The sequence below is a fragment of the Pseudomonas sp. FG43 genome, assembly GCF_057809175.1.
The window spans coordinates 106,182-129,239 of sequence record NZ_JBMDJL010000017.1 but is presented as its reverse complement, the minus strand read 5'-3'; the positions used below and the strand labels follow the sequence as shown (position 1 = coordinate 129,239).

19 protein-coding genes and 2 tRNA genes are annotated in these 23,058 nt (G+C 55.6%); 2 read left to right on the top strand and 19 right to left on the bottom strand.

Going from position 1 to position 23,058, the window contains the following annotated elements:
• Positions 1 to 57: 57 nt before the first annotated feature.
• The 7 genes from ACODS3_RS19385 to ACODS3_RS19355 all read right to left on the bottom strand — a co-directional run bounded on the left by ACODS3_RS19385 (position 58) and on the right by ACODS3_RS19355 (position 7,758).
• The gene (locus ACODS3_RS19385) at positions 58 to 2,073 is read right to left on the bottom strand and encodes a metallophosphoesterase family protein (protein ID WP_489035784.1); all 2,016 of its coding nucleotides are present in this window, start codon (positions 2,071 to 2,073) and stop codon (positions 58 to 60) included.
• A gap of 188 nt (positions 2,074 to 2,261) precedes the next feature.
• Positions 2,262 to 4,655 carry a TonB-dependent siderophore receptor gene (locus tag ACODS3_RS19380; protein ID WP_489035782.1) on the bottom strand — a complete coding sequence of 798 codons (2,394 nt, stop codon included), beginning with the start codon at positions 4,653 to 4,655 and terminating at the stop codon, positions 2,262 to 2,264.
• Positions 4,656 to 5,390: 735 nt separating this feature from the next.
• Positions 5,391 to 6,101, bottom strand: a complete 711-nt coding sequence (locus tag ACODS3_RS19375; RefSeq protein WP_201020073.1) for a hypothetical protein — start codon at positions 6,099 to 6,101, stop codon at positions 5,391 to 5,393.
• Positions 6,098 to 6,319, bottom strand: a complete 222-nt coding sequence (locus ACODS3_RS19370) for a hypothetical protein (RefSeq protein ID WP_201020095.1) — start codon at positions 6,317 to 6,319, stop codon at positions 6,098 to 6,100. Before ACODS3_RS19370 ends, ACODS3_RS19375 begins: the two co-directional genes overlap by 4 nt.
• Positions 6,316 to 6,660: a hypothetical protein gene (locus ACODS3_RS19365; protein WP_201020072.1), complete on the bottom strand. Its 345-nt coding sequence runs from the start codon at positions 6,658 to 6,660 to the stop codon at positions 6,316 to 6,318. Before ACODS3_RS19365 ends, ACODS3_RS19370 begins: the two co-directional genes overlap by 4 nt.
• Complete coding sequence (locus ACODS3_RS19360) at positions 6,657 to 6,986, bottom strand: hypothetical protein (protein ID WP_201020071.1); 330 nt, start codon at positions 6,984 to 6,986, stop codon at positions 6,657 to 6,659. Before ACODS3_RS19360 ends, ACODS3_RS19365 begins: the two co-directional genes overlap by 4 nt.
• Positions 6,987 to 7,681: 695 nt before the next feature.
• A tRNA-Met gene (locus ACODS3_RS19355) sits at positions 7,682 to 7,758 on the bottom strand.
• 611 nt (positions 7,759 to 8,369) lie between these two features.
• On the opposite strand from ACODS3_RS19355, the gene ACODS3_RS19350 reads away from it, so the two are divergent.
• Positions 8,370 to 10,427: a methyl-accepting chemotaxis protein gene (locus ACODS3_RS19350; RefSeq protein ID WP_201020070.1), complete on the top strand. Its 2,058-nt coding sequence runs from the start codon at positions 8,370 to 8,372 to the stop codon at positions 10,425 to 10,427.
• Positions 10,428 to 10,536: 109 nt separating this feature from the next.
• On the opposite strand, the gene ACODS3_RS19345 is transcribed toward ACODS3_RS19350, so the two are convergent.
• The 6 genes from ACODS3_RS19345 to ACODS3_RS19320 form a co-directional block, all read right to left on the bottom strand.
• Positions 10,537 to 12,528, bottom strand: coding sequence for a putative bifunctional diguanylate cyclase/phosphodiesterase (locus ACODS3_RS19345; protein ID WP_489035778.1), 1,992 nt, complete (start codon positions 12,526 to 12,528; stop codon positions 10,537 to 10,539).
• A 326-nt stretch (positions 12,529 to 12,854) separates the two neighbouring features.
• Positions 12,855 to 13,745 (bottom strand): glucose-1-phosphate thymidylyltransferase RfbA, encoded by an 891-nt coding sequence (rfbA, locus tag ACODS3_RS19340; RefSeq protein ID WP_201020068.1) that lies wholly within the window; start codon positions 13,743 to 13,745, stop codon positions 12,855 to 12,857.
• Positions 13,742 to 14,647 (bottom strand): dTDP-4-dehydrorhamnose reductase, encoded by a 906-nt coding sequence (gene rfbD, locus ACODS3_RS19335; protein ID WP_489035776.1) that lies wholly within the window; start codon positions 14,645 to 14,647, stop codon positions 13,742 to 13,744. Before rfbD ends, rfbA begins: the two co-directional genes overlap by 4 nt.
• On the bottom strand, positions 14,644 to 15,720 hold the full coding sequence (gene rfbB, locus ACODS3_RS19330) for a dTDP-glucose 4,6-dehydratase (protein WP_201020066.1): 1,077 nt from the start codon (positions 15,718 to 15,720) through the stop codon (positions 14,644 to 14,646). The genes rfbD and rfbB overlap by 4 nt, the downstream gene beginning before the upstream one ends.
• Positions 15,721 to 15,819: 99 nt before the next feature.
• Positions 15,820 to 16,131 (bottom strand): DUF7693 family protein, encoded by a 312-nt coding sequence (locus tag ACODS3_RS19325; protein ID WP_201020065.1) that lies wholly within the window; start codon positions 16,129 to 16,131, stop codon positions 15,820 to 15,822.
• The gene (locus ACODS3_RS19320) at positions 16,132 to 17,043 is read right to left on the bottom strand and encodes a LysR family transcriptional regulator (protein ID WP_489035773.1); all 912 of its coding nucleotides are present in this window, start codon (positions 17,041 to 17,043) and stop codon (positions 16,132 to 16,134) included.
• Positions 17,044 to 17,146: 103 nt separating this feature from the next.
• Here ACODS3_RS19320 and ACODS3_RS19315 point away from each other — a divergent pair, with 103 nt between their 5' ends.
• Entirely contained in the window at positions 17,147 to 18,310 is a 1,164-nt protein-coding gene (locus ACODS3_RS19315) for a TDT family transporter (RefSeq protein WP_304575783.1), read from the top strand.
• A gap of 194 nt (positions 18,311 to 18,504) precedes the next feature.
• On the opposite strand, the gene ychF is transcribed toward ACODS3_RS19315, so the two are convergent.
• From ychF to ispE, 6 genes are all read right to left on the bottom strand, one after another.
• Positions 18,505 to 19,605 carry a redox-regulated ATPase YchF gene (ychF, locus tag ACODS3_RS19310; protein WP_201020061.1) on the bottom strand — a complete coding sequence of 367 codons (1,101 nt, stop codon included), beginning with the start codon at positions 19,603 to 19,605 and terminating at the stop codon, positions 18,505 to 18,507.
• Between the two features lie 21 nt (positions 19,606 to 19,626).
• On the bottom strand, positions 19,627 to 20,211 hold the full coding sequence (gene pth / locus ACODS3_RS19305; RefSeq protein WP_201020060.1) for an aminoacyl-tRNA hydrolase: 585 nt from the start codon (positions 20,209 to 20,211) through the stop codon (positions 19,627 to 19,629).
• 165 nt (positions 20,212 to 20,376) lie between these two features.
• Positions 20,377 to 20,970 carry a 50S ribosomal protein L25/general stress protein Ctc gene (locus ACODS3_RS19300; RefSeq protein WP_201006498.1) on the bottom strand — a complete coding sequence of 198 codons (594 nt, stop codon included), beginning with the start codon at positions 20,968 to 20,970 and terminating at the stop codon, positions 20,377 to 20,379.
• A 136-nt stretch (positions 20,971 to 21,106) separates the two neighbouring features.
• Positions 21,107 to 22,048, bottom strand: a complete 942-nt coding sequence (locus ACODS3_RS19295; protein WP_025258597.1) for a ribose-phosphate pyrophosphokinase — start codon at positions 22,046 to 22,048, stop codon at positions 21,107 to 21,109.
• Between the two features lie 46 nt (positions 22,049 to 22,094).
• A tRNA-Gln gene (locus tag ACODS3_RS19290) sits at positions 22,095 to 22,169 on the bottom strand.
• Positions 22,170 to 22,209: 40 nt separating this feature from the next.
• Positions 22,210 to 23,058 carry a 4-(cytidine 5'-diphospho)-2-C-methyl-D-erythritol kinase gene (gene ispE / locus ACODS3_RS19285; protein ID WP_201006499.1) on the bottom strand — a complete coding sequence of 283 codons (849 nt, stop codon included), beginning with the start codon at positions 23,056 to 23,058 and terminating at the stop codon, positions 22,210 to 22,212.

The following is a 23,058-nucleotide window of genomic DNA, read 5'->3' as shown; positions in this document are numbered from 1 at the left end:
CAGAAATTTTCACACAATCTGGTTAGCTATTATCGACCCGGCAATCGCCGATAAGGTTCAGCGGTGACTATCGCTCGTTTTCCTGTCATTTTCCAGAAAACTGCTATCCGCCGTGGACCGCTGGTCTTTGTATTCTTCGGGTTCGACGAAACAGGTAGGCGCAGAACCATCGGCATTGAGCTGATTGATCAGGGTCGGCTGGCCTTGGTCATTGAAGAAAACCTGACCGATCCCTGCCGAATTCCATAACCGCTCACCGGCCTTGCTGTGCTGCGGCGTGCGCGGGATGACTTTCATACGCCGACGTTTGGTGAACCAGTTGAGAGGGGAGCGCGGCGAGTAGAGCCAGCGGTTCAGGCGATCAAAGGTATCGAGCAGGCGACGGGGAAACTCGTTCTTGATACCGCTGCTGGTGATCTGCCAGATGCGTGGCCCACCGCTGCGCTTGCGAATGAGGATTTCGTAGACGAACGAATAATGCACGTCTCCTGAAAGGATGACGTAATTGCCCGGCGTCCTGGAATGACCAAAGATATTGAGAATGACCTGCGCGGCCCCCCGATGCGCCATCCAGTTTTCCGCATCCACCAGCAACGGATAACCGAGCCAGCTGAACACCCGCTGGATGGCCTCTATCAGCTTGACCCCGAACACGGGTGCTGGCGACACGATGATTGCGGCCTTGTGGTCGAGCAACTCTTGCTGCAGTTCGCTGAGCGCTTCCCAGTCCATAAGGCCTGAGGGCTGACTGAAGTTCCACTCACTGCGCCAGCGCCGGGTGCGGGTATCGAGCACCACCAGTGCCGGGCTGGTAGGTAAAACGTAGTGCCATTGCTGGAAGTGCAGCAGTTTGTCGATCACTGCATCCTGGGTCTTGCTGGCCCAGCGATTGTCATGATCCTTGATCTCGGTGCTCAACGTCTCGACCTGCTGGATCAGATCATCAAGCGCATCGGGGTTGTTGCCCCAGCCCTGACACAGCAGATAAGCGAGCAGGGCGTTACCGATGATGCGTTTGGAGAACGGATGGCCGTAGGCGCTTTCTTCCCAATTGGCCGACAGGTTCCAGTCATCGGTGATGTCATGGTCATCGAAAATCATCATGCACGGGAGATGCGCCATCGCTCGTGCAGCGCCACCCAGGCTGTTTCTGAAATCGTCGATCAGGTGCTGCTCTCTGGCATAGCGTTCACGCTGTTCGGCGTCGAGCTTGGGCATGTCCGGTTCGATCAGCGTCCAGGGTGTTGGCGACCAGACCAGCAGATACATTGCCATGACTTCAGCCAGCGTGACCAGGTGGTTATCCGCCGAGCTGCTGGTGAAAACCGGCTTGCTGACACCGCCAAAGAACCGCTCGCGCAGAGTGTCGTTGCTCTTGAGGGCTGGCAGCAGATCGGCGCGCTGGTAATAGCTGGCCGGATGCTGATAAAGATCGACGCTGTCATCGACCACCGCGCCTTCAAGCCGCTCCCCGAACAGGCCAAGGCGTTCGATCAAGACATGAATTGCACGCAGCATGGGGCCAGCAACGTCATCGGCGTAAACCTGATCGCCGCTCATCATCAGCAGTGCCGGGCGATCCAGCGGATCTTTGGCATCGGCCAGCAGACGATCGACACACAACAGGCCTTCGGCAGCAGGATGATGTGGCTTGCGGCATGAGCCGTGAAGCATGTGGTCGACCTTGCTGCGCACCACAAAACTGGGGCTGCTGGTGTCGGCGTACAGCAAATGAGGTGCCCAGTCGGCGATGCCGCTGTGTCGTTCGTCATCGATCAACAGGTCGTAATCGATCAATACATCCTTGGGCAGCTCGGTATCCAGCTTCACGTCAATCAGATGCACAAAGGCATGACGGCCTACGGCTATGGCCTTGCACTGCCCGGCATCGAGGGGATAGTCCGTGCAGGTTTGTGCCCCGTTGGCGTCGGTAAATTGCAGGCGCAAGGTCAGTGAAAGCGCTCGTGACCCTGTCAGCCATAGCACCAGACGGTTTGCTTCCTGACGACGCAAGAGAGGGCCAGCGAGTACAGCGGGTAGGGGTGGAAGCTTTTCGGCGGGGGGTACGGACATCCTGGGTTCAGGCTCTGACTGAATTTCGACCAGAAATGGTAACGCAGGCTGTGTGAAAAATTCCTCCAGGCGCTGCCAGGCATTCGGAACAGAATGTTTCAAAACGATACCGAAGAGCGGGCATGAAAAAGCCGATGCCAGAGGGGCTGGCATCGGCTTTTGTGGAGCGGATCAGCTCGTCAGAGGTATCAGAGTGTCCATTTCAGCGAGAACATCAGGTTGCGCGGGTCGCCGTAGACGCCCATGCCGCCGCCCTCGGGAATACCCTGCCAGTATTTGGTATCAAACACGTTATTGAAATTGACGCGGCCATCCCAGTGCTCGTCGAACTTGTAGCCAGCCATGAGGCCCACGACGGAATAAGCATCCTGAGTTGCGAAACCATTGTTGAGGCCGACCCGCTCAAAGGTTTCGCTTTGAGCAAGAATATCTGCACCAACGCGCCATTTGCTCAGGTCGCCTTGCAGGTTATAGCTGGTGACGGCCTTGAACAGGTGCTTGGGCTGATCGGGCGAGAAGTTACGACCTTCATTACGCTCGATGGCGTCTTTGACGTACTGGCTCAGCAGATAGGTATAGGCTGCGGAGAACTGCCAGTTAGGTGTCAATGCACCGCTGATCTCGGTGTCGATACCGCGACTGCGTACTTCGCCCGCAGCGCTGTAACACCGGGTGGCAGGGAAGCTTGGGCAGTTGTCCGTGGTCTGATTGGGAATATCATACGCACGGTTTTCCTGAGTCATATCAAAGAGCGCTACCGATGCGTTCAGTGCGCCATTGAAGTATTCGCCTTTCAATCCGATTTCGTAGCTTTCGCCAGTCATCGGATCAAGCACAGAGCCTGAGGCGCTTTTGTTGTCCTGCGGCTTGAAGATTTCGGTATAGCTGGCATAGACCGAGTAGGTATCGTTCAGGTCGTAGATAACGCCCGCATAAGGGGTGACTTCCTGTGTGACCTTGTAGTCGCTGGTGCCGCTGCGGTCATCGTAGTCATACCAGCTCAACCTGCTACCAACGATCACATGCAGTTTATCGGTCGGGTTGAAGCGTGCGGCTGCATAAACAGCCTCTTCTGTTGCCGTGTTTTTGCCTTGGTAGAAGTTCCAGTTACTGTCACCACGTTCTGGCTTCACAATCGTGCCAGGGGTGATAGCAAAAGGATCTACGGTATAAGCATTCCACCAGCCACCGACCTGATCGAATTTTTCCTGACGACGGCTCGCACCGAGCGTCAACTCATGCTCTCGACCAAACAACTGAAAGGGGCCAGTGAGCGTACCATCCAGGTTGGTTTGTACATCCGTGGTGTCGTAGGCACCTGCGCCTAATGTGTATGTAGAGGATGTTGAGTCGAGTTGCAGATAGTTGGAAAAGCTTTCTGACTTGGCCCAGATTTTCGCCGCTGCCAGTTTTGCGTTCCAGCCATTGTCGAAGCGGTGAGTCAGGTCTGTGAAGACGCTGACATTATCCCTGTCCCAATAAGCCCAGTCGCCGCTCAGAAAGGTCGAGCGCGAAAAGTGCAGGTTTTCACCATTAGGGCCTGATGGCAGGCTGCCCCAGTCTGAAGTCGCGTCGTCACGCTGTTTGGAGGCCCCAATGCTCCAAGTGGTGGCATCGCTCAAATCAGCTTCCAGAATGCCGTAAAAGGTCTGGCGTTGTTTGTTGCGCTCATCGACAAAACTTTTGTCATCCTGATAAGCAGTCACAAAGCGGCCGCGAAGGGTGCCGGACTCGTTGAGCTTGTTGGATGCATCGACTTCAGTACGGTAACGGTCCCAACTGCCAGCGCTGGTGGTGATGCTGACTTGCGGTGTCGCGGTAGGACGCTTGCGCACCATATTCAGGGTCGCCGATGGATTGCCTGCGCCTGTCATGAGGCCCGTTGCACCACGAACCACTTCAACGCGGTCGTAGATGGAAAGGTCAGCCTCGGCCAGGGTGTCCTGAGTGAAAGTACTCAGGATGCTAGGCAGGCCGTCGTACATCAGGTTATCGATGGTGAAGCCGCGAGCCAGGAATTGCTGGCGGTCCTGACCGAACTTGCGAAGAGTCACACCCGGTGCGTATTTGACGACATCGTTGACGTCACTCATGCCTTTGTCATCCATGCGCTGGCGCGTGATGACGCTGACCGACTGAGGTGTTTCACGGATCGACAATGGCAGCTTGGTCGCCGTATTCATCGAGCCGGTGGTGTAAGAGTTGGTGCCTTCGGTGGTTGCTGCCCCGGCAATGCTGGTATCGGCATTGATATTCACGTTACCCAGCGATACCGGACCTTCTGCCTGCTGCCGGAAGACCTGAGCAGAATTGCCCTGCACGGTTGCGCCGAGACCGCTACCGGCCAGCAACTGATTCAGCGCTTGCGCCGGCTCCAGATTGCCGCGTACGGCTGGCGCCTGCTTGCCTGCGACTGACTGGGCATCGAAGGTCACTTGCATGCCACTGACCTGACTCAGTTGAGTCAGAGACGACGACAGGGATTGAGATGGCAGGTTCAAGCTGACAGGAGCAGCCAGTGCAACGGCCGAAAGGCCTAGTGCCAGGGCACCGGTCAACGTGGGAATAAAGGGACGAAGCATCTCGTGATTCCTAGAAGGGCATGAAAACATATCGACTTTGCAGAGCACGCAGCGATGGTCGCTCGACGTAGCAAAGGGCAACGTTGAAGCGGCGGATTTAACAATTTTTTCACAATCATGTAAATACAAACGATTTGCAATTGCGCTATGTTTTGTATTTGTCTGAATGAAGAGACGGCTTTCCTTGTCCTCTACGCGCCAGCCTGCCTGGCCCGAACGCCTGTGCGATGCCGAATCAAGTACGAAGACGTGCGGCCTAGAGCCTTGGGTTTATCCGACCAGTGGTGATTCGGTTCGTGTTTTTGATCAGCCGCGACTTGCCATTGCAGCGGGGTAGGGAGGAGAGGATTCGCAGGTGGGATCAATGCGGATTCTGCCGAAGCATGCGCAGGAGCAGCAGACAGAAGTCGATAGAGAGGAACAGCCAGAAACAAGAAAGCCCGCACTAGGCGGGCTTCTTGTTGAACTTGAGGGACACAGTCAATTGAACCATGACTTATCTGTGCGAATTACCATGCGTCCACATTTGGCGTTCAGGAACGGTCTGGTTAGTGGCTTGGGCGCCTTCGGGTGAGTTATGAAATACAGCTAAGAGACTTTCTTCGGGAACGCCGATCTCATCGGCGCAAGTACGCCGTTTTGAGTTTTCATGTTTTCCCTTTGGGCCTATACGGCCGGGTTGTTATTCAGGTCTGCCGCCAGCTTATGTACGAGCGTCGGTAGTTTCGTTTTTGCTCATCTGCCTGTCGTCGATCTGGTATCGCGACAATAAGCGCGATCGCGCTGAATGAGCGCAGGGGACACACCCGGTCCAATAAAGTCTGTCAGCTCGTCGGTCAGCAGCATGCTTTGCGGCACCCAGGTGTATTGACCACAGGCAAGCGCGCGCGGTGTCCGACGTGTGCGTGGAACATGTAGATCAAGCAGCGCCATCGACTCTGCAACATCTTCCTGAATTCGCTTTCCGTTCTCACACAGAGGTACTGGCTCGCCCGGTCTGATCTGGTTCCAGGCATACCGATCTGCAAGAACCTCGTTCGTCCGGCATATGATTCTGTGGCACTTGTCTTGTAAGTGAGGATCCGTAATACCCCAGAGGTCTAAAACAAAATGGTTATCCAGGCTATGACCAATTTCGTGTTGAACAATGAACTCAAAAATCTCGTGATCTTCCAGTTGCGACCAGTCAATCTCGGGGCGCTGTACTGCGCGTAGCCGCGCAGTATTAACGCGGGCAGCCACTTGAAGAACCGTGCGTTCTTCCAGGCTGACTCCATCTACCGATACATCTACATGGACAGCTGAGGGCCATATACTGAAGAGTCCCCAAGCTTTGCCAAGCTTTTCAAAAGTCGACACCCCGAGGCAGCAACCGGCCTGCTTGGTGAGGTCTGCGAGCTTGCGATATTGAATGCGACCGAGGCGCAAGACAGTGTTCGTTTTCATTGCCCACCTCTTTCAACTACCAGCAAATCCCAAGCAGTTATCAACACGTCGGCCCCATCCACAACTGTGCGTTGCGCCATGATGGCAATTGCTTTGGTCGTAAGTGGTGGAATGGTCGGGCTTGCTATGAGTGACAATGCAAGCGCCAGCAAAGTCAGGGTGCGATGCATGCCTTGAATGGCGTCAGCATCAAAGCTCGATTGGATTGGGGGATTCATTTTGCAGAACCTCCCTTTTGAGGAATGTTCTGCAGTTTGTAGGCTGCGGCAGCGCCCGTTTCGCTCATGGTCATGGACATCAAGGCAACCGACTGAATAAACCATCCGACACTCATGGCAACATCGTCAGTCAGCTCGCCTGCATTGGCAGTATGAGCAAGTAATTCTCCCAGTGCTGCGGCACCATGAAGAACTGTAATCGTGAAGTTGTCGGCCGTGTTTTCGATGCCTTTCAATTGCTCAACCTGATCTGAAGTAAGGACAGACTCGAGGTTGTGGCAGGATGGAAATTCACGCTCAACATCAACGAAGATTTGATTCCACCTTGGGAGGTTGCTCATTGGTCAAACTCCGTAGACTTTCTTATCCCTCTCTCAGCAGAGCGGACCAGTGCCGAAGTCATCTGCGCAAGAAAGCCTATGGCGCGAATTTCAGCGCAGTAAGCTATTTCGCCGTTATTGATACAATCATTAAGCCGACCGCAAAGCTGTTCGACACCATCCGCGAGGTCCGCCGCCAGATCTAATGCCCCCGGCAGGTCTTCATTCTCGGCCCATTCTTTACTGGCAATAGTAAATAGGCCACCGCCACTGCCACCAAAAGAGATCTGTTTCATTTTCGGTTGCGGTTCTGGTGGGAATGCAATTTCTTTTGAAAGGCGTGTCATTTCGCATCTCCGTCTGTTTCAAGGGGGTGGGCGATGCTCATGTGATGGCTGTAGCGCGATGGAGCTATTGCCATGGCTTTATGAGCCGCCGCACGCCTGAAAAGCGTAGAAATACAGCCAGTAAACTTTCGGCTGACGGCTTGGCCAAAAGTGCCAGAAAGCACTGTATTAATTGAAGGATAAGGCTTACAGGTTTTTGCTAGATGCCTGATTGCCTGGATGGAATGAGGGCGTGGGGGAGGACTTCGTTTACCTCATTGAGGCTACCCGGCTCTTCTGTTCAAGGATGTCTTGTTTCTCCATTCACTCCATAGAAAGAATGAACGTGTACTGGCGCTGGGAAATACATGGCGCTCGAATGTTCCCATTACCCATTTTGCCTGCCCGCTCCATGAGGTAGCACGCGAGGTGTGCCATTCGCAGGCCAAGATTGTAAATGTGTCGCAGGTCGTTTCGGCTTCGACAGCCTTCCACGCCTTCGTGGTCGCCGTCGAGTTCTCTATATCCTGCTCAAGCCCCACCAAGAGTTTGTCGGAGAGCAGTCGGCGCTTGATTTCGGATCGTTTCACGGCCTGTACCCCTTCGGTTCAATTATTTTGAAAGGATGCGCGGGGGAGGCAACGGCGGTAAGGGGGAAGCAGAGAGGAACAGCCAGAAACAAGAAAGCCCGCACTAGGCGGGCTTCTTGTTGAACTTGGTGGCTACACAGGGACTTGAACCCCGGACCCCAGCATTATGAATGCTATGCTCTAACCAACTGAGCTATGTAGCCAAGTGGCGCGCATTATTCGTGGATAACGAACATGTGTCAAGCGTTGATGTGAAAAATAATTGCGTGTGATCAATCGGTTAGCTGCCTTCAGGGGGCGAGGCTGTATTTTCGAGTCCTGAGGGCCGCTTCGCAGGCTGCTGTCTTGCACTCTTCACATCGAATGTTTCTTCCAGTGACATTTTGCACTGTGTATTTTCCTGGCCCTTCGTGTGGTCTGCCTCAAAGGCTCGGTTGTTCGGGTTTCCGAATGAGGAGGAGCTTTTCTTTCGGTTTCTCGGAAGAGGTTTTCTCTGAAAAAGAATGTCTGTGCCCGGACTCTGCACGAAAACTGTTCAATTCAGGCGTGTTCGAGAAATTTCCTACCCTGTTTGGCAAACATCGCCGCGAAAAGTACGGCCTCGGTCCAAATCTTGCTTTGTTCTGCCAAAAGCACCGAACAAGATCATTTTCGTGCCTTGAAAACCTGGACGACTTCGCTTTTCGGATAAACGAGATGTGATGCCTATCGTCATTAAATCAATAACATGGCATTTTGCTAGTTGGCTTTTTCAAAAAGGGCACCTGCACGGTTTTACCCGGTTTTGCAGGCTGTCCACGGGGGGATGTCGGACATGAGTGGGCTTTTATCACCAGGTATGCGCCTGATGGGGCATTTTGGTTTCGCACGCAAATTTCAGGTCCTGTTCTTGTTATTCATGCTGCCTCTGGTGGGCAGCGTATGGATGATTGCTCAGGATTATCGCAACAAGCTTGCGGTGATTACGGGCGAACAGTCGGGCGTGCGTCAGTTGTTGGTGCTCGATGATCTTGATTTCGAGTTATCGGCCCAGCGTGATAACGCGGCGCGCTGGAAAGCCGCCGACATTCTTCGTGAGCCCACTCCTGCCGCCAAGGCTGCGATTGCGAAGCTTGATGCGAATGTCCAGAAAATCTCCCAGGCACTCGATGCCGTGGGCGCCAAATTGGCGCAGGAAGGTGCCACTTCTGACGCTATGGAGCGTTATAAGGCACTGCAGGCGTCCGTGAAGGGGCTGGATTCTGCCTCGTTGCGCACCGTAGGCTGGTGGCCGGATGGTTATGATCGTTTTACTACGTCCTTGAGCCTGACCCAGGCCCTGCGTGAGCAAATCGCGATGGACAGCGGTTTGATCCTCGATCCCTGGCTGGAAACCTACATGCTGATGCAGCTCTCCACCCAGCAGATGCCGGATCTGATCGAGCGTATTGGCCGTATGGCCAGTATCGGTCAAACATCCGTGGCTACAGGACAGTTCAGTCTGCAAAGCCGTTTGCAGATGCGTGACTTGCGTAGCCGTATCGACGATGCCAAGGATCAGATGCACAAGGCGGGCAATCTGTTGCTGTCCAAGCTGCCGCCCGAGCTGGAGCCCTGGGCTGTAAAATACAAGGCGACCTCGGCGATGATGGACGCCGAACTGAAAGTGCTCGATGAGGGCGTTTTCGGTGGCACCATCAAGCTCAAGCCGGAAGAGTTCGAGCGCAGCATCGATGCCATGCTGGGTGGCCTGGCTCAGTTGCGCAAGCAATCGCTGAGCTCCCTGAACGATCGGCTCGAATATTATCGTGATACTTCCAATATGCAGTTCATCCCGCTGGCTGTGACCTTTGGGGTGTTGATGCTGGTTGCGTTGTATCTGTTCGCCTGTTTGCAGTCTTCGATCCGCCGTAGCGCCAGTGGCATTACTACGCTTGCCGAATCGCTGCGTGACGGCAACCTGTGTGTCGAGGTCTCGGTTCAGGGGCGTGACGAGTTGGCGGCTATCAGCAGAGCGCTGAACGTTGCTGTGGTTCAGTTGCGCACCAGCCTGCTGGGTGTCAATCATGAAACCCATCAGTTGGGCGACGCGGTGCAGACGCTCAATGCCCAGTCCAACGGCACGCTCAGTGAAGTCGAGGAGCAGCAGTATCAGATCAGTCAGATCGCTGCGGCGGCGACTGAGCTGGCGGCGACCTCCCAGGGTGTGGCAAGAAGCTGCGAGCAGGCTTCCGACAGCGCACGTCAGACGCGCAAGATCGCTGAAGAAAGCAGTCGCGATAGCCGACGCACTACCGACAGCATCCAGCAACTCAATCAACGCCTGACCGACACGGCAGCTGCCCTGGGACGAGTCAGCGAGCAGGGGCAGCAGATCCAGTCGGTTGTCGATGCGATTCGTGGCATTGCCGAACAGACCAACCTGCTGGCGCTCAATGCTGCCATCGAAGCGGCGCGGGCGGGTGAGCAGGGGCGTGGTTTTGCTGTGGTTGCCGACGAGGTTCGCAGTCTGTCGCAACGTACTCAGGCTTCCACTGCGGAAATTGCCGGCACTGTGGACAGCTTGCGCTCGACCGTGACTCAGGCCGTGACCCTGATGGAAGCTGCATGTGGTCAGGCGGTCAACGATGCCCAGTCAGTGACCGGGCTGGGTGTGCGGCTGGGCGAAATCGCCACTGCGGTACAGGGCGTGACCGATACGCTGGCGCAGATCTCGACCGCCGTCGAGGAGCAGGCTTCGACTGCGGATGAAGTCAGCAACAATATCCAGCAGGTCGATCAGGCGGCAGGACGCTTGCTCGACGGTGCCCGGGCAGTCAATCAGGCCGCTGATACCCTGAGCAAGGGCAGCCGTGCATTGAACGACAATACGGCGCGCTTCCAGTTGGGGTAATCGGTTCTGCCGACAGCCTCGCTCAACGCAAAACACCTCAATCGCCGTTTTGGCGGTTGAGGTGTTTTGCATTCAGGGCTCATCGTTTTTTACAGGGCGTTTGTCTCGCTCAGACCGCTACCGGCTCATTGATCCAGGTTGGCACCACACTTTGCAATTGCACGCCTGGCTGTGGTTTGCCCAGCAGATAACCCTGAAATTCGTCCACGCCCATGGCATGCAGGCATTGCGCCTGGGTATGGGTTTCGATGCCTTCCGCGACGATTTTCAGCGAGAAGCGTTTGGCGATGAGCACTGCGCTTTCCACCACGGCCAAAGCCCGGTCATCCAGTTGGGCGACAAATGAACGGTCAATCTTGATGCCATCGATAGGCAGCTCGCGCAATCTGGAGAGCGATGAGTATCCGGTGCCGAAGTCATCGATATGGATATGCACGCCCAGTTTTCTCAGGTGATTGAGCGACTCAAGAATGCGATCTTTCCAGGCCTCGTCGAACACTGACTCAGTGACTTCCACGATCAACCGGGTAGGCGACAGGCGTTCTATGGCGAGGATCTGGGCGACATAACGGGTGAAGCCGGGCGTCACCAGTTGCCTTATGGAAACGTTCACGGCAATAGAAGGCAGCTCAGTGCCGGTTTTCTCCCAGGTGACTGCCGCGCGGCAGGCCTGCTGCAATACCCATGCACCCAGCTCGACGATCAGGTCCGACTCTTCGGCTATCGGAATGAACTCCTGCGGCCCTACAGGCCCCAGCGAAGGCGGGGTCCAGCGCAGCAATGCTTCGATGCACATCACTTCGCCGGTTTTCGCAGAGATCAAGGGCTGGAAAACCAGCGACAGGCTTTCATCATGTACGGCATGGCGCAGGGCAATATTGATATCGAGCTTGCGGCGCTGTATACGCGCCAGCTCCTGGTCATAAAACACGATACGGCCACGGCCTTGTCGCTTGGCTTCGGCAGAGGCCAGGTCTGACGCTTGAAGCAAGGTTTCAATGTTGTCGCCGTCGTCACCTTGTATCGCGATGCCGATACTGACGCCAATACGCAGTGACGCGGAATCGATTTCAAAATTCTTTATCAGCGCTTCGCCCAGCGTTTCAGCCAGTTGCCACGCCTTGGTGCGAATATCAAGCAAGGCTGGCGTGACGACAATGAACTCATCGCCTCCCCAGCGAGCGATGGAGGAGCCGTCGGGAAGCAAGGACTGCAGGCGCCTCGCAACGCCCTGAAGTATTTCATCACCACAGGCATGCCCCAGCCCGTCATTGATCTGTTTGAAGTGATCAAGGTCCAGAAACAGGACCGCACGCAATTGCGGGGCGGTATCCGGCAGCGGGCTTAGCTCGTACATCAGGCCGCGCCGATTCGGCAGACCGGTGAGCGGGTCGTGATGGGCCAGGATGTGCAGGGAGCGGGTACGATCTGCGACACGTTCCTCAAGTTCGGCATTGGTTGCCAATACCTCTTCGGTGCGCAGAGTCAGTTGTTCGACCAGCTCCGAGTTTTCGTTCTGCAACTCGATGGATTTGCGCAGGCGGGCATAGTTGTTGCGGTGTCCTGCGATCATCAGGCAGTAAAACACCACGCCAATGATGCTGAGGATCCACTGCGACGGAGTTTGCACAGCCAGTTGAAAGCACGCAGGCAGCATCATGAGGCCGAAATACACCGGGCCCATCACGCGCATGGGCGCCAGTATTCCGCTGGCACCGCCCGCCATTGCCGACACCACCATGATGATCAGGTACTGCTGGGCCGGTGGATAAGTGTTGAATTCGGTCAGTATCAGGATGGCCCAGAGAAAGCCTGTGGCAAACAAGCCCGCACCCTGAAGCTGCCAGGCCCGTTCCAGCCATTCAATCGACTGGCCTTTGGGGGTGTTGGCATCTCTGATCAGGTATCGATGCAAAGCCCATCGAATACCCAGGGTGACCACTGTGATTGCCAGCCAGATCCAGCTCCACTCCCTGTCGGTTTCTGATGTCTGGACCAGCAGCACCACACCAATTGCGGCGACCAGTTGAGCCCACAGACCTGCGAGGTTGCTGCCTAATGTGTATTGCAGAAGCTCAGCCTTCAGATGGGCCTTGTTCATCTTGTCTTTCCCGACAGGTGTTCTATGAGCATCCGTTTGTGAGGTGAGATCCATGAGTGAAGGCAGACTTCACTCCTGTAGTGAGTCTGGCCAGATGCGATGCACGGCTCTGGGCTGTATGCATCTTTGAACTAAATGATGGCCAAATGCAATCATTATAAAAGGCAGTGGATGGGAACATGTAAACGCATGATCATGCCGTTATCGGCTGAGGGTATGGAGTGCTTTAGGTGCCGGTCATCGGACAGCAGGGGGAAAGGAGGAGGGCGCAGAAAGGATGCCTTTAGCCACGTGCAGTAGCTAAAGGCAGGGGAGAGTGGTGCGGATCAGAACGAGCCCAGTTTCAGCAGCTTTTGCAGGTATTGCCCGTAGCCGGTCTTTTTCAGCTTTTCAGCCTGCTCACTCAGTTGTTGAGCTGTGATCCAGCCATTGGAGTAGGCGATTTCTTCAAGGCAGGCCACTTTCCAGCCTTGGCGCTGTTCGATGGTGTGAACGAAGTGGCTTGCCTCCAGCAGCGACTCATGGGTGCCGGTGTCGAGCCATGCAAAGCCACGTCCCAGAATTTCAACCGTCAGGTTTTTCTGTTCCAGATACGCCTTGTTGACGTCGGTGATTTCCAGTTCGCCACGCTCGGAAGGCTTGATGTTCCTGGCAATCTCGACAACCTGATTGTCGTAGAAGTACAGCCCGGTAACGGCATAGCTGGACTTCGGATTGGCCGGTTTCTCTTCAATGCTCAGTGCCCGACCGCTTTCGTCGAACTCCACCACGCCAAAACGCTCCGGGTCGGAGACGTGATAGCCGAATACTGTTGCACCACTGCTTTGCTGAGTCGCGGCGTGCAGTTTTTCGGAGAAGTGCTGGCCGTAGAAAATGTTATCGCCAAGGATCAGACAGCATGGGTCCTTGCCAATGAACTCCTCACCGATCAGGAAGGCTTGTGCCAGGCCGTCCGGGCTTGGTTGTTCCGCATAGGTGAGTTCGATTCCGTACTGGCTGCCGTCTCCCAGAAGCTTGCGGAACGAAGGCAGATCGTCTGGCGTGGAGATAATCAGAATTTCACGCATCCCTGCCAGCATCAGCACCGACAGAGGATAGAAAATCATCGGCTTGTCGTAGATCGGCAGCATTTGCTTTGAGACGCCGAGGGTCAACGGATGCAGGCGGGTGCCCGAGCCTCCAGCCAGGATGATGCCTTTACGATTGGTCGTGATCATTTATTCAGTATTTCCATGAGCATTCGGGTTACACCACTTTGCCAATCCGGCAAGTGCAGGGAAAAGGCGTGACGCAGTTTTTCTGTATTCAGACGCGAATTCAAAGGGCGTTGCGCAGGTGTCGGATAGTCGACGGTTCCGATGGGATTCACGGCTTCTACTGCCAGTTGCTCGCCATTGGCCTTGGCAAAGTCGATGACATACTGCGCGTAGGCGTGCCATGACACTTCGCCTGCCGGTGCCAGATGATAAATCCCGCTGAGCTGCGGGCGCGCCACTGTCTGCTGCAGGGTTGCAGCTGTTATATCCGCCAGCAGGTCCGCGCCTGTTGGTGCGCCGATCTGATCGGCAATGACATTGAGCGTCGGGCGATCCTTGGCGAGCCGCAGCATGGTCTTGGCAAAGTTGTTGCCGCGTGCGGCATAAACCCAACTGGTGCGAAAGATCAGGTGCTTGCAGCCCGAGGCGACAATGAGCTGCTCACCTTCGAGTTTGGTTGCGCCGTAATGGTTGATGGGCGAAACCGCATCGGTTTCTTTCCAGGCGGTTGCGCCTGTGCCATCAAACACGTAATCGGTCGAGTAATGAATCAGCAGGGCGTCGAGCTGGCGGGCTTCTTCAGCCATGACCTGGCTGGCCAGGGCATTGACCCGATGCGCCAGCTCACGCTCGCTCTCGGCCTTGTCGACGGCTGTGTAGGCAGCGGCATTGACGATGACCTGGGGCTGGACACGACGAATCGTCTCCCGCAAACCAGCCAGATTGCTCAGGTCGCCTGAAAGCTCGCCATAAGTGGTCTGTACGGGATGTCTATCCAGCGCAGTCACTTCGCCAAGCACTGCAAGCGAGCGCTGCAATTCCCATCCAACCTGACCGTTTTTCCCAAGTAGAAGTATTTTCATGCTTTCCCGGTGCGCGTTGCGTAGTTTTTATCGATCCATTGTTGATAACTACCGCTTTTCACATGAGCGACCCATTCAGGGTTGTCGAGATACCACTGCACGGTCTTGCGAATGCCGGACTCGAAACTCTCTTCGGGAACCCAGCCCAGCTCACGCTGAATCTTGCTGGCGTCGATTGCATAGCGTAGATCATGTCCTGGACGGTCCTGAACATAAGTGATCAGGTCGGCATGAGGACGGAAGGCCGAGTCGGGGCGCAACTGGTCGAGCAGGGCGCACACGGTATGTACCACTTCGATGTTCTGCTTTTCGTTGTGGCCACCGATATTGTACGTCTCGCCGATCTCGCCCTCGGTCACGACCTTGTAGAGCGCGCGTGCGTGATCTTCCACGTAGAGCCAGTCACGAACCTGATTGCCCTTGCCATAGATGGGCAGCGGTTTGCCTTCCAGTGCATTGAGAATGATCAGCGGGATCAGCTTCTCGGGGAAATGGCATGGGCCGTAGTTGTTCGAGCAGTTGGTGACCAGCGTCGGCAGACCATAGGTCCGGCTCCAGGCGCGTACCAGATGGTCGGAACTGGCCTTGCTGGCCGAGTACGGCGAGCTTGGCTGGTAAGGCGTGGTTTCTGTGAACAGATCCTCCGGGCCTTCAAGGTCGCCATACACTTCATCGGTTGAAATGTGGTGGAAGCGGAATGCGGCCTTGCGTGCATCGTCAAGCCCGTTCCAGTAGCCACGTGCGGCTTCCAGCAGCGTGTAAGTGCCGATGATGTTGGTCTGGATGAACTCCGAAGGCCCGCTGATGGAACGATCGACATGGGACTCGGCAGCCAGGTGCATCACGGCATCAGGCTGATGGTCGCGAAAGACACGGTCAATCTCTTCCCGGTTGCAGATATCCACATGCTCGAAAGCGTAACGCTCGCTCTTGTCCGCCGACTGGAGGGATTCGAGATTGCCAGCGTAGGTCAGCTTGTCGACGTTGACCACTGCATCGGTTGTGTTGGCGATGATATGGCGAATGACCGCCGAACCGATAAAGCCTGCACCACCTGTTACTAAGATCTTCACGAGAGTTTTTACCTTGGATTCTGACAAGACTTGAGTGCGCCAACCTGAGGTCGCGACTGTAAGGGACAAGCTGACCTGACGATAGTACAAGGCAGCATTTTACATGGAAAAATCGCTATCGCAGGCCTTGAACAGTAATCGCTCGATCTGCGCCAGCTCCCAGGTGCTGAGCAGGCTGACCGGGTCTGTGCCGTAGCGTTGAGTATCCAGGCTCCATACCCTGCCATCAGGGCTCAGGCAGTGCTGGCAATGGTGCAGATGCCTGTCGCTGACATCGAGGGTCATGCACCAGCCTTCGATAATGATTTGCAGCAGACCCGATTCGAGCGGTTGCCCGAGCCGCAGAGGGTGAATGCCCTGCGCCGTGTCTCGCAGCTGCTGATAGACCTCGCGTGCGCTCAATGGCTGCATCTATTTCACTCCCTGCAAACGGTTTTCCTCAAACCGGCTGCAACTGTTCCAGAAACGCTCAAGACCCGCCGAGAGGAATTTTTCCCGATGGCGAATCAGAAAGAATCGTCGGGTAAAGGGTGGAAGATCTCCGCTCAGAACCTTCAGCTGTTTTGAGGCCAACAGATCGGCCACCACCCAACGCGACAGGCAACTGATACCGATGCTTTGGGCCAGAGTATGTTTGATGGCTTCGGAGCTGCCGATCTGCCGGATGTCGGACAGACCATGTAAATGCCGCAGCAGCAACTGTTCGACGACTTCGCGGGTGCCAGAGCCCGGCTCGCGCAGCAGCCATTCGGCATCCTGCAGATCGCTCAGGGTGATGTTTTCCTGCTTGGCCAGCGGATGCTGGCTGCCGGCGACAATCAACAGTTCATCCACCAGCCACGGCTCGGCACTGAGTTCAGGCAAATGACAGGGGCCTTCGATTAACCCCATGTCGATTTCAAAGTCGGCGACTTTTCTGGCGATGGTCATGCTGTTGCCCATCTCGACATCTATCTGCAGCAGAGGAGCCGACTGCCGCAATTCGCCAAGAATCAGCGGCAGCACATAGTTGCCTATCGTGGTGCTGCAGCCTACTCGCAGGCGCGTTTTCACATCCATGTTGCCGGGCTGGAAGCTGGCCTCGATCTGTTGTGCGCTTTCGAGCATCTTTCTGGCCTGAGGCAGCAAGGCGTGGCCGTTGTCGTTAAGTACCAGGCGCTTGCCTACTCGGTCGAACAGGCGCGTATCAAGAGCGCTTTCCAGTTCATTCAGCGCGGCACTGGTGGCCGATTGTGACAACGACACCGCAAGTGCCGCGCTGGTGGTGCTGCCATGTTGGCTGATGGCGCAGAAAATCTGCAATTGACGAAGGCTCAGCTTCACTCGATCTACCTGAAAAATGGGTAAGCGAAACCTATATTACCCATTTTTATAATTATTTTGCGTTCCCTAGACTGGGCTTATGCCATCAAGCGGGAATATTCACATGAGCAACATCAGTTCAGCAGCGATTATGGGGCGTGGTCGTCCATTGGCTGCTCTGTCGAGCCCGCGGGAAGCTATCCGGCAATTCACTCCCAACTGGTTTGCCGTAACGATGGGCACAGGTATTCTGGCCTTGCTGCTGGGGCAATTGCCTTTTTCCGTGCCACTGCTCAAGACCGTGGGCGAGGCTCTCTGGCTTTTCAACATCGGATTGTTCGTGCTGTTCAGCGTGATGTATGCGAGTCGCTGGGTACTGTTTTTCGATGAGGCCAAACAGGTTTTCGGTCACTCCACTGTCTCGATGTTCTTCGGGACGATCCCCATGGGCCTGGCCACGATCATCAGTGGGCTGCTTCTGTACGGACTACCGCGCTGGGGAGTTTCGGTGATTGCACTGGCTCAGGCCTTGTGGTGGATCGATGTGGCAATGGCGCTGGCTTGTGGGGTGCTGATTCCTTTCATGATGTTTACCCGCCAACAGCACAGTATCGACCAGATGACGGCTGTATGGCTCTTGCCCGTCGTGGCTGCCGAAGTCGCCGCTGCCAGTGGCGGTATGCTTGCTCCTCATCTCGCTGATGCCAGCGCGCAGTTCACCATGCTCATCACCAGTTACGTGCTGTGGGCGTATTCCGTGCCGGTTGCCCTGAGCATTCTGGTGATCCTGCTGTTGCGCATGGCCTTGCACAAACTGCCTCACGAAAGCATGGCCGCATCGAGCTGGTTGTCGTTAGGCCCGATTGGAACCGGTGCCATGGGCATGCTGGTGCTGGGGACCGAAGCGCCAGCCATCTTTGCAGCCAATGGCCTGGCAAGCATCGGTGACGTTGCCAAAGGGCTCGGCCTGATTGTCGGCATTCTGTTCTGGGGGCTTGGCCTGTGGTGGCTTACGCTCGCCCTGTTGATCACCCTGCGTTATTTCAAGACCGGCATTCCGTTCAACCTGGGCTGGTGGGGCTTCATCTTCCCGTTGGGCGTATATGCCGCCACCACCCTGAAGCTGGGCGCGATGTTGCATCTGGTATTTTTCGATGTGCTGGGCGTCGTGCTGGTGATGATGCTGGCCCTGATGTGGCTGATCGTTGCCTCCAGGACATGGGCCGGGGCTTATCGTGGCAACCTGTTTGTGTCGCCTTGTATTGCTTCGTTGGGAAGGGCTGCCTGACTTTGCACTTCAAGAGCCTGTGCGAAAGCTGCCTTTATGAGCGGCAACAAAGGATATCGATCAAGCGGTCGAGAAGGTCGCTCAGGTGTTCCAGCATGACTATGCGGCCTGAAGAAACACAAAACCCCCGAATCGCATGGCGATTACGGGGGCTTTGAGAGTTCATCAGCATCCGTGGCAACCCACGGCAGGCATCAGACGTTGAAGCGGAAGTGCATCACGTCGCCATCTTTGACGATGTATTCCTTGCCTTCCAGGCGCCATTTGCCGGCTTCCTTGGCACCGGCTTCGCCCTTGAACTGGATGAAGTCTTCGTAGGCAATGACTTCGGCGCGGATGAAGCCTTTTTCGAAGTCGGTGTGGATCACGGCAGCGCCTTGTGGCGCGGTGGCGCCTACACGGACGGTCCAGGCACGGACTTCTTTTACGCCAGCGGTAAAGTAGGTTTGCAGGTTGAGAAGTTCGTAACCGGCGCGAATCACGCGGTTCAGGCCAGGCTCTTCGAGGCCCAGGGCTTCGAGGAACATGTCTTTTTCTTCGCCTTCTTCAAGCTCGGCGATTTCAGCTTCGATCTTGTTGCAGACCGGTACGACAATCGCGCCTTCTTCTTCAGCGATGGCCAGGACGACGTCCAGGAACGGGTTGTTCTCGAAACCGTCTTCGGCAACGTTGGCGATGTACATCACAGGCTTGCTGGTCAGCAGGTGGAAGCCACGGATTACCAGCTTCTCGTCAGCGCTCATGCTTTTCATCAGGCTGCGTGCAGGCTTGCCTTCAGTGAAGTGGGCGATGAGTTTTTCGAGCACGGCTTTCTGGGCCACTGCATCCTTGTCACCGCCCTTGGCGTTGCGAGTGACTTTCTGCAGTTGTTTCTCGCAACTGTCGAGGTCGGCAAAGATCAGTTCGAGGTCGATGATTTCGATATCGCGCTTGGGGTCGACGCTGTTGGAAACGTGAATGACGTTCTCGTCTTCAAAGCAGCGGACCACGTGGGCGATGGCATCGGTTTCACGGATGTTGGCCAGGAACTTGTTACCCAGGCCTTCACCTTTTGAGGCACCGGCAACCAGACCGGCGATGTCGACGAACTCCATGGTGGTCGGCAGGACGCGCTCGGGTTTCACGATGGCGGCCAGGGCATCCAGACGTGGATCGGGCATCGGCACGATACCGGTGTTGGGTTCGATCGTGCAGAAGGGGAAGTTCTCTGCCGCAATGCCGGATTTGGTCAGGGCGTTGAACAGGGTGGACTTGCCGACGTTAGGCAGGCCGACGATGCCGCAGTTGAATCCCATGGTGTTTACCCTCGAGTGATGTCAGGCCTTCTGGCTGTGCAGGTTTTTCATCGCCCGGTTCCATTCACCGGCGAAGATATCCGGCAGCACGCCGAGGGCAAAGTCGATACTGGCATCCAGTTTTTCCTGTTCGGCGCGTGGCGCTCGACCCAGGACGAAACCGGATACCTTGCTGGCATCGCCTGGGTGGCCGATGCCAAGCCGCAAGCGATGGAAAGTGTTCTGGTTACCGAGCTGCGCGATGATGTCGCGCAGGCCGTTATGACCGCCATGCCCGCCGCCAACTTTCAGTTTGGCAACGCCGGGAGGCAGGTCGAGTTCGTCATGCGCTACCAGAATGGAGTCGACCGCAATGCGATAGAAGCTGGCGAGTGCCGCTACAGCCTGACCGCTGCGGTTCATGTAGGTGGTAGGAATCAGCAGACGAACATCCTGACCCTGATGCGTGAAGCGTCCGGTCAGGCCAAAGAATTTGCGCTCGGGAACGAGGTTGACTCGTTGCGCCGCAGCAATACGCTCAACGAAAAGAGCCCCTGCGTTATGCCGGGTCTGTTCGTATTCTGTGCCAGGGTTTCCCAGGCCAACGATCAGTTTTATGGCGGTCACGACAGGGGCTCTTCCTTGGAGTTGTGGATAACACCGCTTGCGAAAACGGCAGTTGTGGACGAAAAGTGCTCATTTACCATGATGTAAACTCCGCGATCTCGCCCGCTTTGCCTGCTATCGCTCGCGATGTTTCCTGAGCAACTCCGACGTTACCAAGTAAATGAATTACTCGGCAGCGCCTTCTTCTGGTGCTACACGTGGAGCGTGAACGTTGGCAACAGCCAGGTCGTTACCATGCGCCAGTGCGACGAACTCAACGCCTTTAGGCGCGGTCAGGTCGGACAGGTGGATGATGGTACCGATGACGGCCTTGGCCAGGTCAACTTCGATGAACTCAGGCAGGTCTTTAGGCAGGCAGGACACTTCTACTTCAGAAGTAGTGTGCGAGACTTCGCCGCCTTTCTTGACCGGTGCTTCTTCGTTGATGAAGTGAACAGGAACGACTGCAGTCAGTTTCTGACCGGCAACAACGCGAACGAAGTCAGCGTGCAGTACGTGGCCTTTGGCCGGGTGACGTTGCAGAGCCTTGATAACGACGTTCTGCTTGGTGCCACCAACGTTCAGTTCGATAACGTGGCTGAAAGCAGCTTCGTTTTCGAGCAGTTTGGCAACTTCTTTAGCCAGCATGCTGATGGACTCAGGCGCTTTGTCAGCACCGTAGACAACAGCTGGAACCAGGCTTGCGAGACGACGCAGGCGGCGGCTCGCACCTTTCCCCAGGTCGGAACGCAGTTCAGCATTCAGAGTGAAATCATTCATTTTGTTTCTCCAAAATAACCACACTCGCCTGGCGTTTGCGACCAGCGCCAAAGCGATATGGGCAAAAAAGCCCCGCCCTGACCGAATGTCAGGGCGGGGCGCTTTTCGTCGACGAGATGAATGCCAGGTAAAACCCTTAGCGGAACATCGCGCTGATCGATTCTTCGTTGCTGATACGGCGAACCGCTTCAGCGACTACCGGTGCGATATCCAGTTGACGGATACGGCTACAGGCTTGTGCAGCAGCGGACAACGGGATGGTGTTACTGACCACCAGTTCGTCCAGCACGGAATTTTCAATGTTTTCGATCGCCCGACCCGACAGCACAGGGTGTGTGCAGTAGGCAAAGACCTTGGCAGCGCCATGCTCTTTCAGGGCCTTGGCCGCGTGGCACAGAGTACCGGCGGTATCGACCATGTCATCGACCAGAATACAGGTACGCCCTTCGACATCACCGATGATATGCATCACTTCAGAGTGATTGGCTTTCTCGCGGCGTTTGTCGATGATCCCGAGATCGACGCCCAGGGATTTGGCAACAGCACGTGCACGCACGACACCGCCGATATCCGGGGAAACGATCATCAGGTTTTCAAAGCGCTGATCTTCGATGTCATCCACCAGGACAGGGGAGCCGTAGATGTTATCTACCGGAATATCGAAGAAACCTTGTATTTGGTCAGCATGAAGATCAACCGTGAGAACACGATCGATACCCACCACGGTCAGCATGTCAGCAACGACTTTCGCGCTGATTGCAACACGTGCGGAGCGCGGACGGCGATCCTGGCGGGCATAACCAAAGTAAGGAATCACAGCAGTGATTCGGGACGCTGAGGAACGGCGGAAGGCATCAGCCATCACGACGAGTTCCATCAGGTTATCGTTAGTCGGAGCGCAAGTCGGCTGAATAATGAATACGTCTTTACCGCGGACGTTTTCATTGATCTCAGTGCTGATTTCGCCGTCGGAGAATTTACCGACAGAGACATCACCCAATGGGATATGCAGCTGACGTACTACACGCCGAGCCAGATCGGGGTTAGCATTCCCCGTAAAGACCATCATCTTGGACACGCGCAGTACCTGGAGGCTGAGGGTATACCTGGATGAGTATAGAAAATGGCAGGGGCGGCTGGATTCGAACCAACGCATGGCAGGATCAAAACCTGCTGCCTTACCGCTTGGCGACGCCCCTGTATTGAATCAATCTGAGTGCCTGGCACTCAATTCCTTTTTCACAGAATTTGTAGCTTGCGATGCAACATCGAAACGTTGCTTCCTTTTGCTACGAACCCTGTAAGGGTCTCTGTAAGAAGGGCCGAGACTTTATCAGCTTCAGCTTTGTTTGGGAAGGCCCCAAACACACAACTTCCAGTTCCGGTTAATTTTGCTTCGGTAAAATTACCTAGCAAATTCAAAGCGTTACGTACATCTGGATAACGCTTCTCTACAACCGCTCTACAGTCGTTTTGACTGTTTCCCTTGGGAACGGGGCGCACTTTAATGGGAGGCGTGTCACGTGTCAACAGTGGATCTGAAAAAATTTCTGCTGTACTTACAGATACTTGCGGCACAAGCACCAAATACCACGGTTCTTCGGGGTTTACAGGGGTGAGGATTTCTCCGACACCCTCAGCAAATGCGGCACGTCCACGCACGAAAACCGGGACGTCAGCCCCCAGCGTCAGGCCCAGAGCAGCCAGGCGATCTTCATCCCAGCCAAGATTCCACAGATGGTTCAGGCCAAGCAGGGTCGTTGCTGCATCCGAACTGCCGCCACCGATGCCGCCGCCCATGGGCAGGCGTTTTTCCAGCCAGATATCCATGCCCAGTGTGCAACCGGACTGTTTCTGTAATGCCCGGGCAGCCTTGACGATCAGATTGCTGTCGTGAGGAACGCCGGGGACATCGGTTTGCAGGCGGATTTCACCGTCCTCGCGAACGGCGAAGCCGAGTTCGTCGCCGTAGTCGAGAAACTGAAAGATGGTTTCCAGTTGGTGATAGCCGTCAGGACGACGGCCAAGAATGTGCAGCATCAGGTTCAGTTTGGCGGGAGCGGGCAGGGTCAGGCTTGGCGTGCTCAT

What these genes read in the sequence shown, in the direction of transcription:
- ACODS3_RS19385 (WP_489035784.1), bottom strand. Translation starts at nt 2,073, where the DNA reads ATGTCCGTACCCCCCGCCGAAAAGCTTCCACCCCTACCCGCTGTACTC.
- ACODS3_RS19380 (WP_489035782.1), bottom strand. Translation starts at nt 4,655, where the DNA reads ATGCTTCGTCCCTTTATTCCCACGTTGACCGGTGCCCTGGCACTAGGC.
- ACODS3_RS19375 (WP_201020073.1), bottom strand. Translation starts at nt 6,101, where the DNA reads ATGAAAACGAACACTGTCTTGCGCCTCGGTCGCATTCAATATCGCAAG.
- ACODS3_RS19370 (WP_201020095.1), bottom strand. Translation starts at nt 6,319, where the DNA reads ATGAATCCCCCAATCCAATCGAGCTTTGATGCTGACGCCATTCAAGGC.
- ACODS3_RS19365 (WP_201020072.1), bottom strand. Translation starts at nt 6,660, where the DNA reads ATGAGCAACCTCCCAAGGTGGAATCAAATCTTCGTTGATGTTGAGCGT.
- ACODS3_RS19360 (WP_201020071.1), bottom strand. Translation starts at nt 6,986, where the DNA reads ATGACACGCCTTTCAAAAGAAATTGCATTCCCACCAGAACCGCAACCG.
- ACODS3_RS19350 (WP_201020070.1), top strand. Translation starts at nt 8,370, where the DNA reads ATGAGTGGGCTTTTATCACCAGGTATGCGCCTGATGGGGCATTTTGGT.
- ACODS3_RS19345 (WP_489035778.1), bottom strand. Translation starts at nt 12,528, where the DNA reads ATGAACAAGGCCCATCTGAAGGCTGAGCTTCTGCAATACACATTAGGC.
- rfbA (WP_201020068.1), bottom strand. Translation starts at nt 13,745, where the DNA reads ATGATCACGACCAATCGTAAAGGCATCATCCTGGCTGGAGGCTCGGGC.
- rfbD (WP_489035776.1), bottom strand. Translation starts at nt 14,647, where the DNA reads ATGAAAATACTTCTACTTGGGAAAAACGGTCAGGTTGGATGGGAATTG.
- ACODS3_RS19325 (WP_201020065.1), bottom strand. Translation starts at nt 16,131, where the DNA reads ATGCAGCCATTGAGCGCACGCGAGGTCTATCAGCAGCTGCGAGACACG.
- ACODS3_RS19315 (WP_304575783.1), top strand. Translation starts at nt 17,147, where the DNA reads ATGAGCAACATCAGTTCAGCAGCGATTATGGGGCGTGGTCGTCCATTG.
- ychF (WP_201020061.1), bottom strand. Translation starts at nt 19,605, where the DNA reads ATGGGATTCAACTGCGGCATCGTCGGCCTGCCTAACGTCGGCAAGTCC.
- ACODS3_RS19300 (WP_201006498.1), bottom strand. Translation starts at nt 20,970, where the DNA reads ATGAATGATTTCACTCTGAATGCTGAACTGCGTTCCGACCTGGGGAAA.
- ispE (WP_201006499.1), bottom strand. Translation starts at nt 23,058, where the DNA reads ATGAGCACGCCAAGCCTGACCCTGCCCGCTCCCGCCAAACTGAACCTG.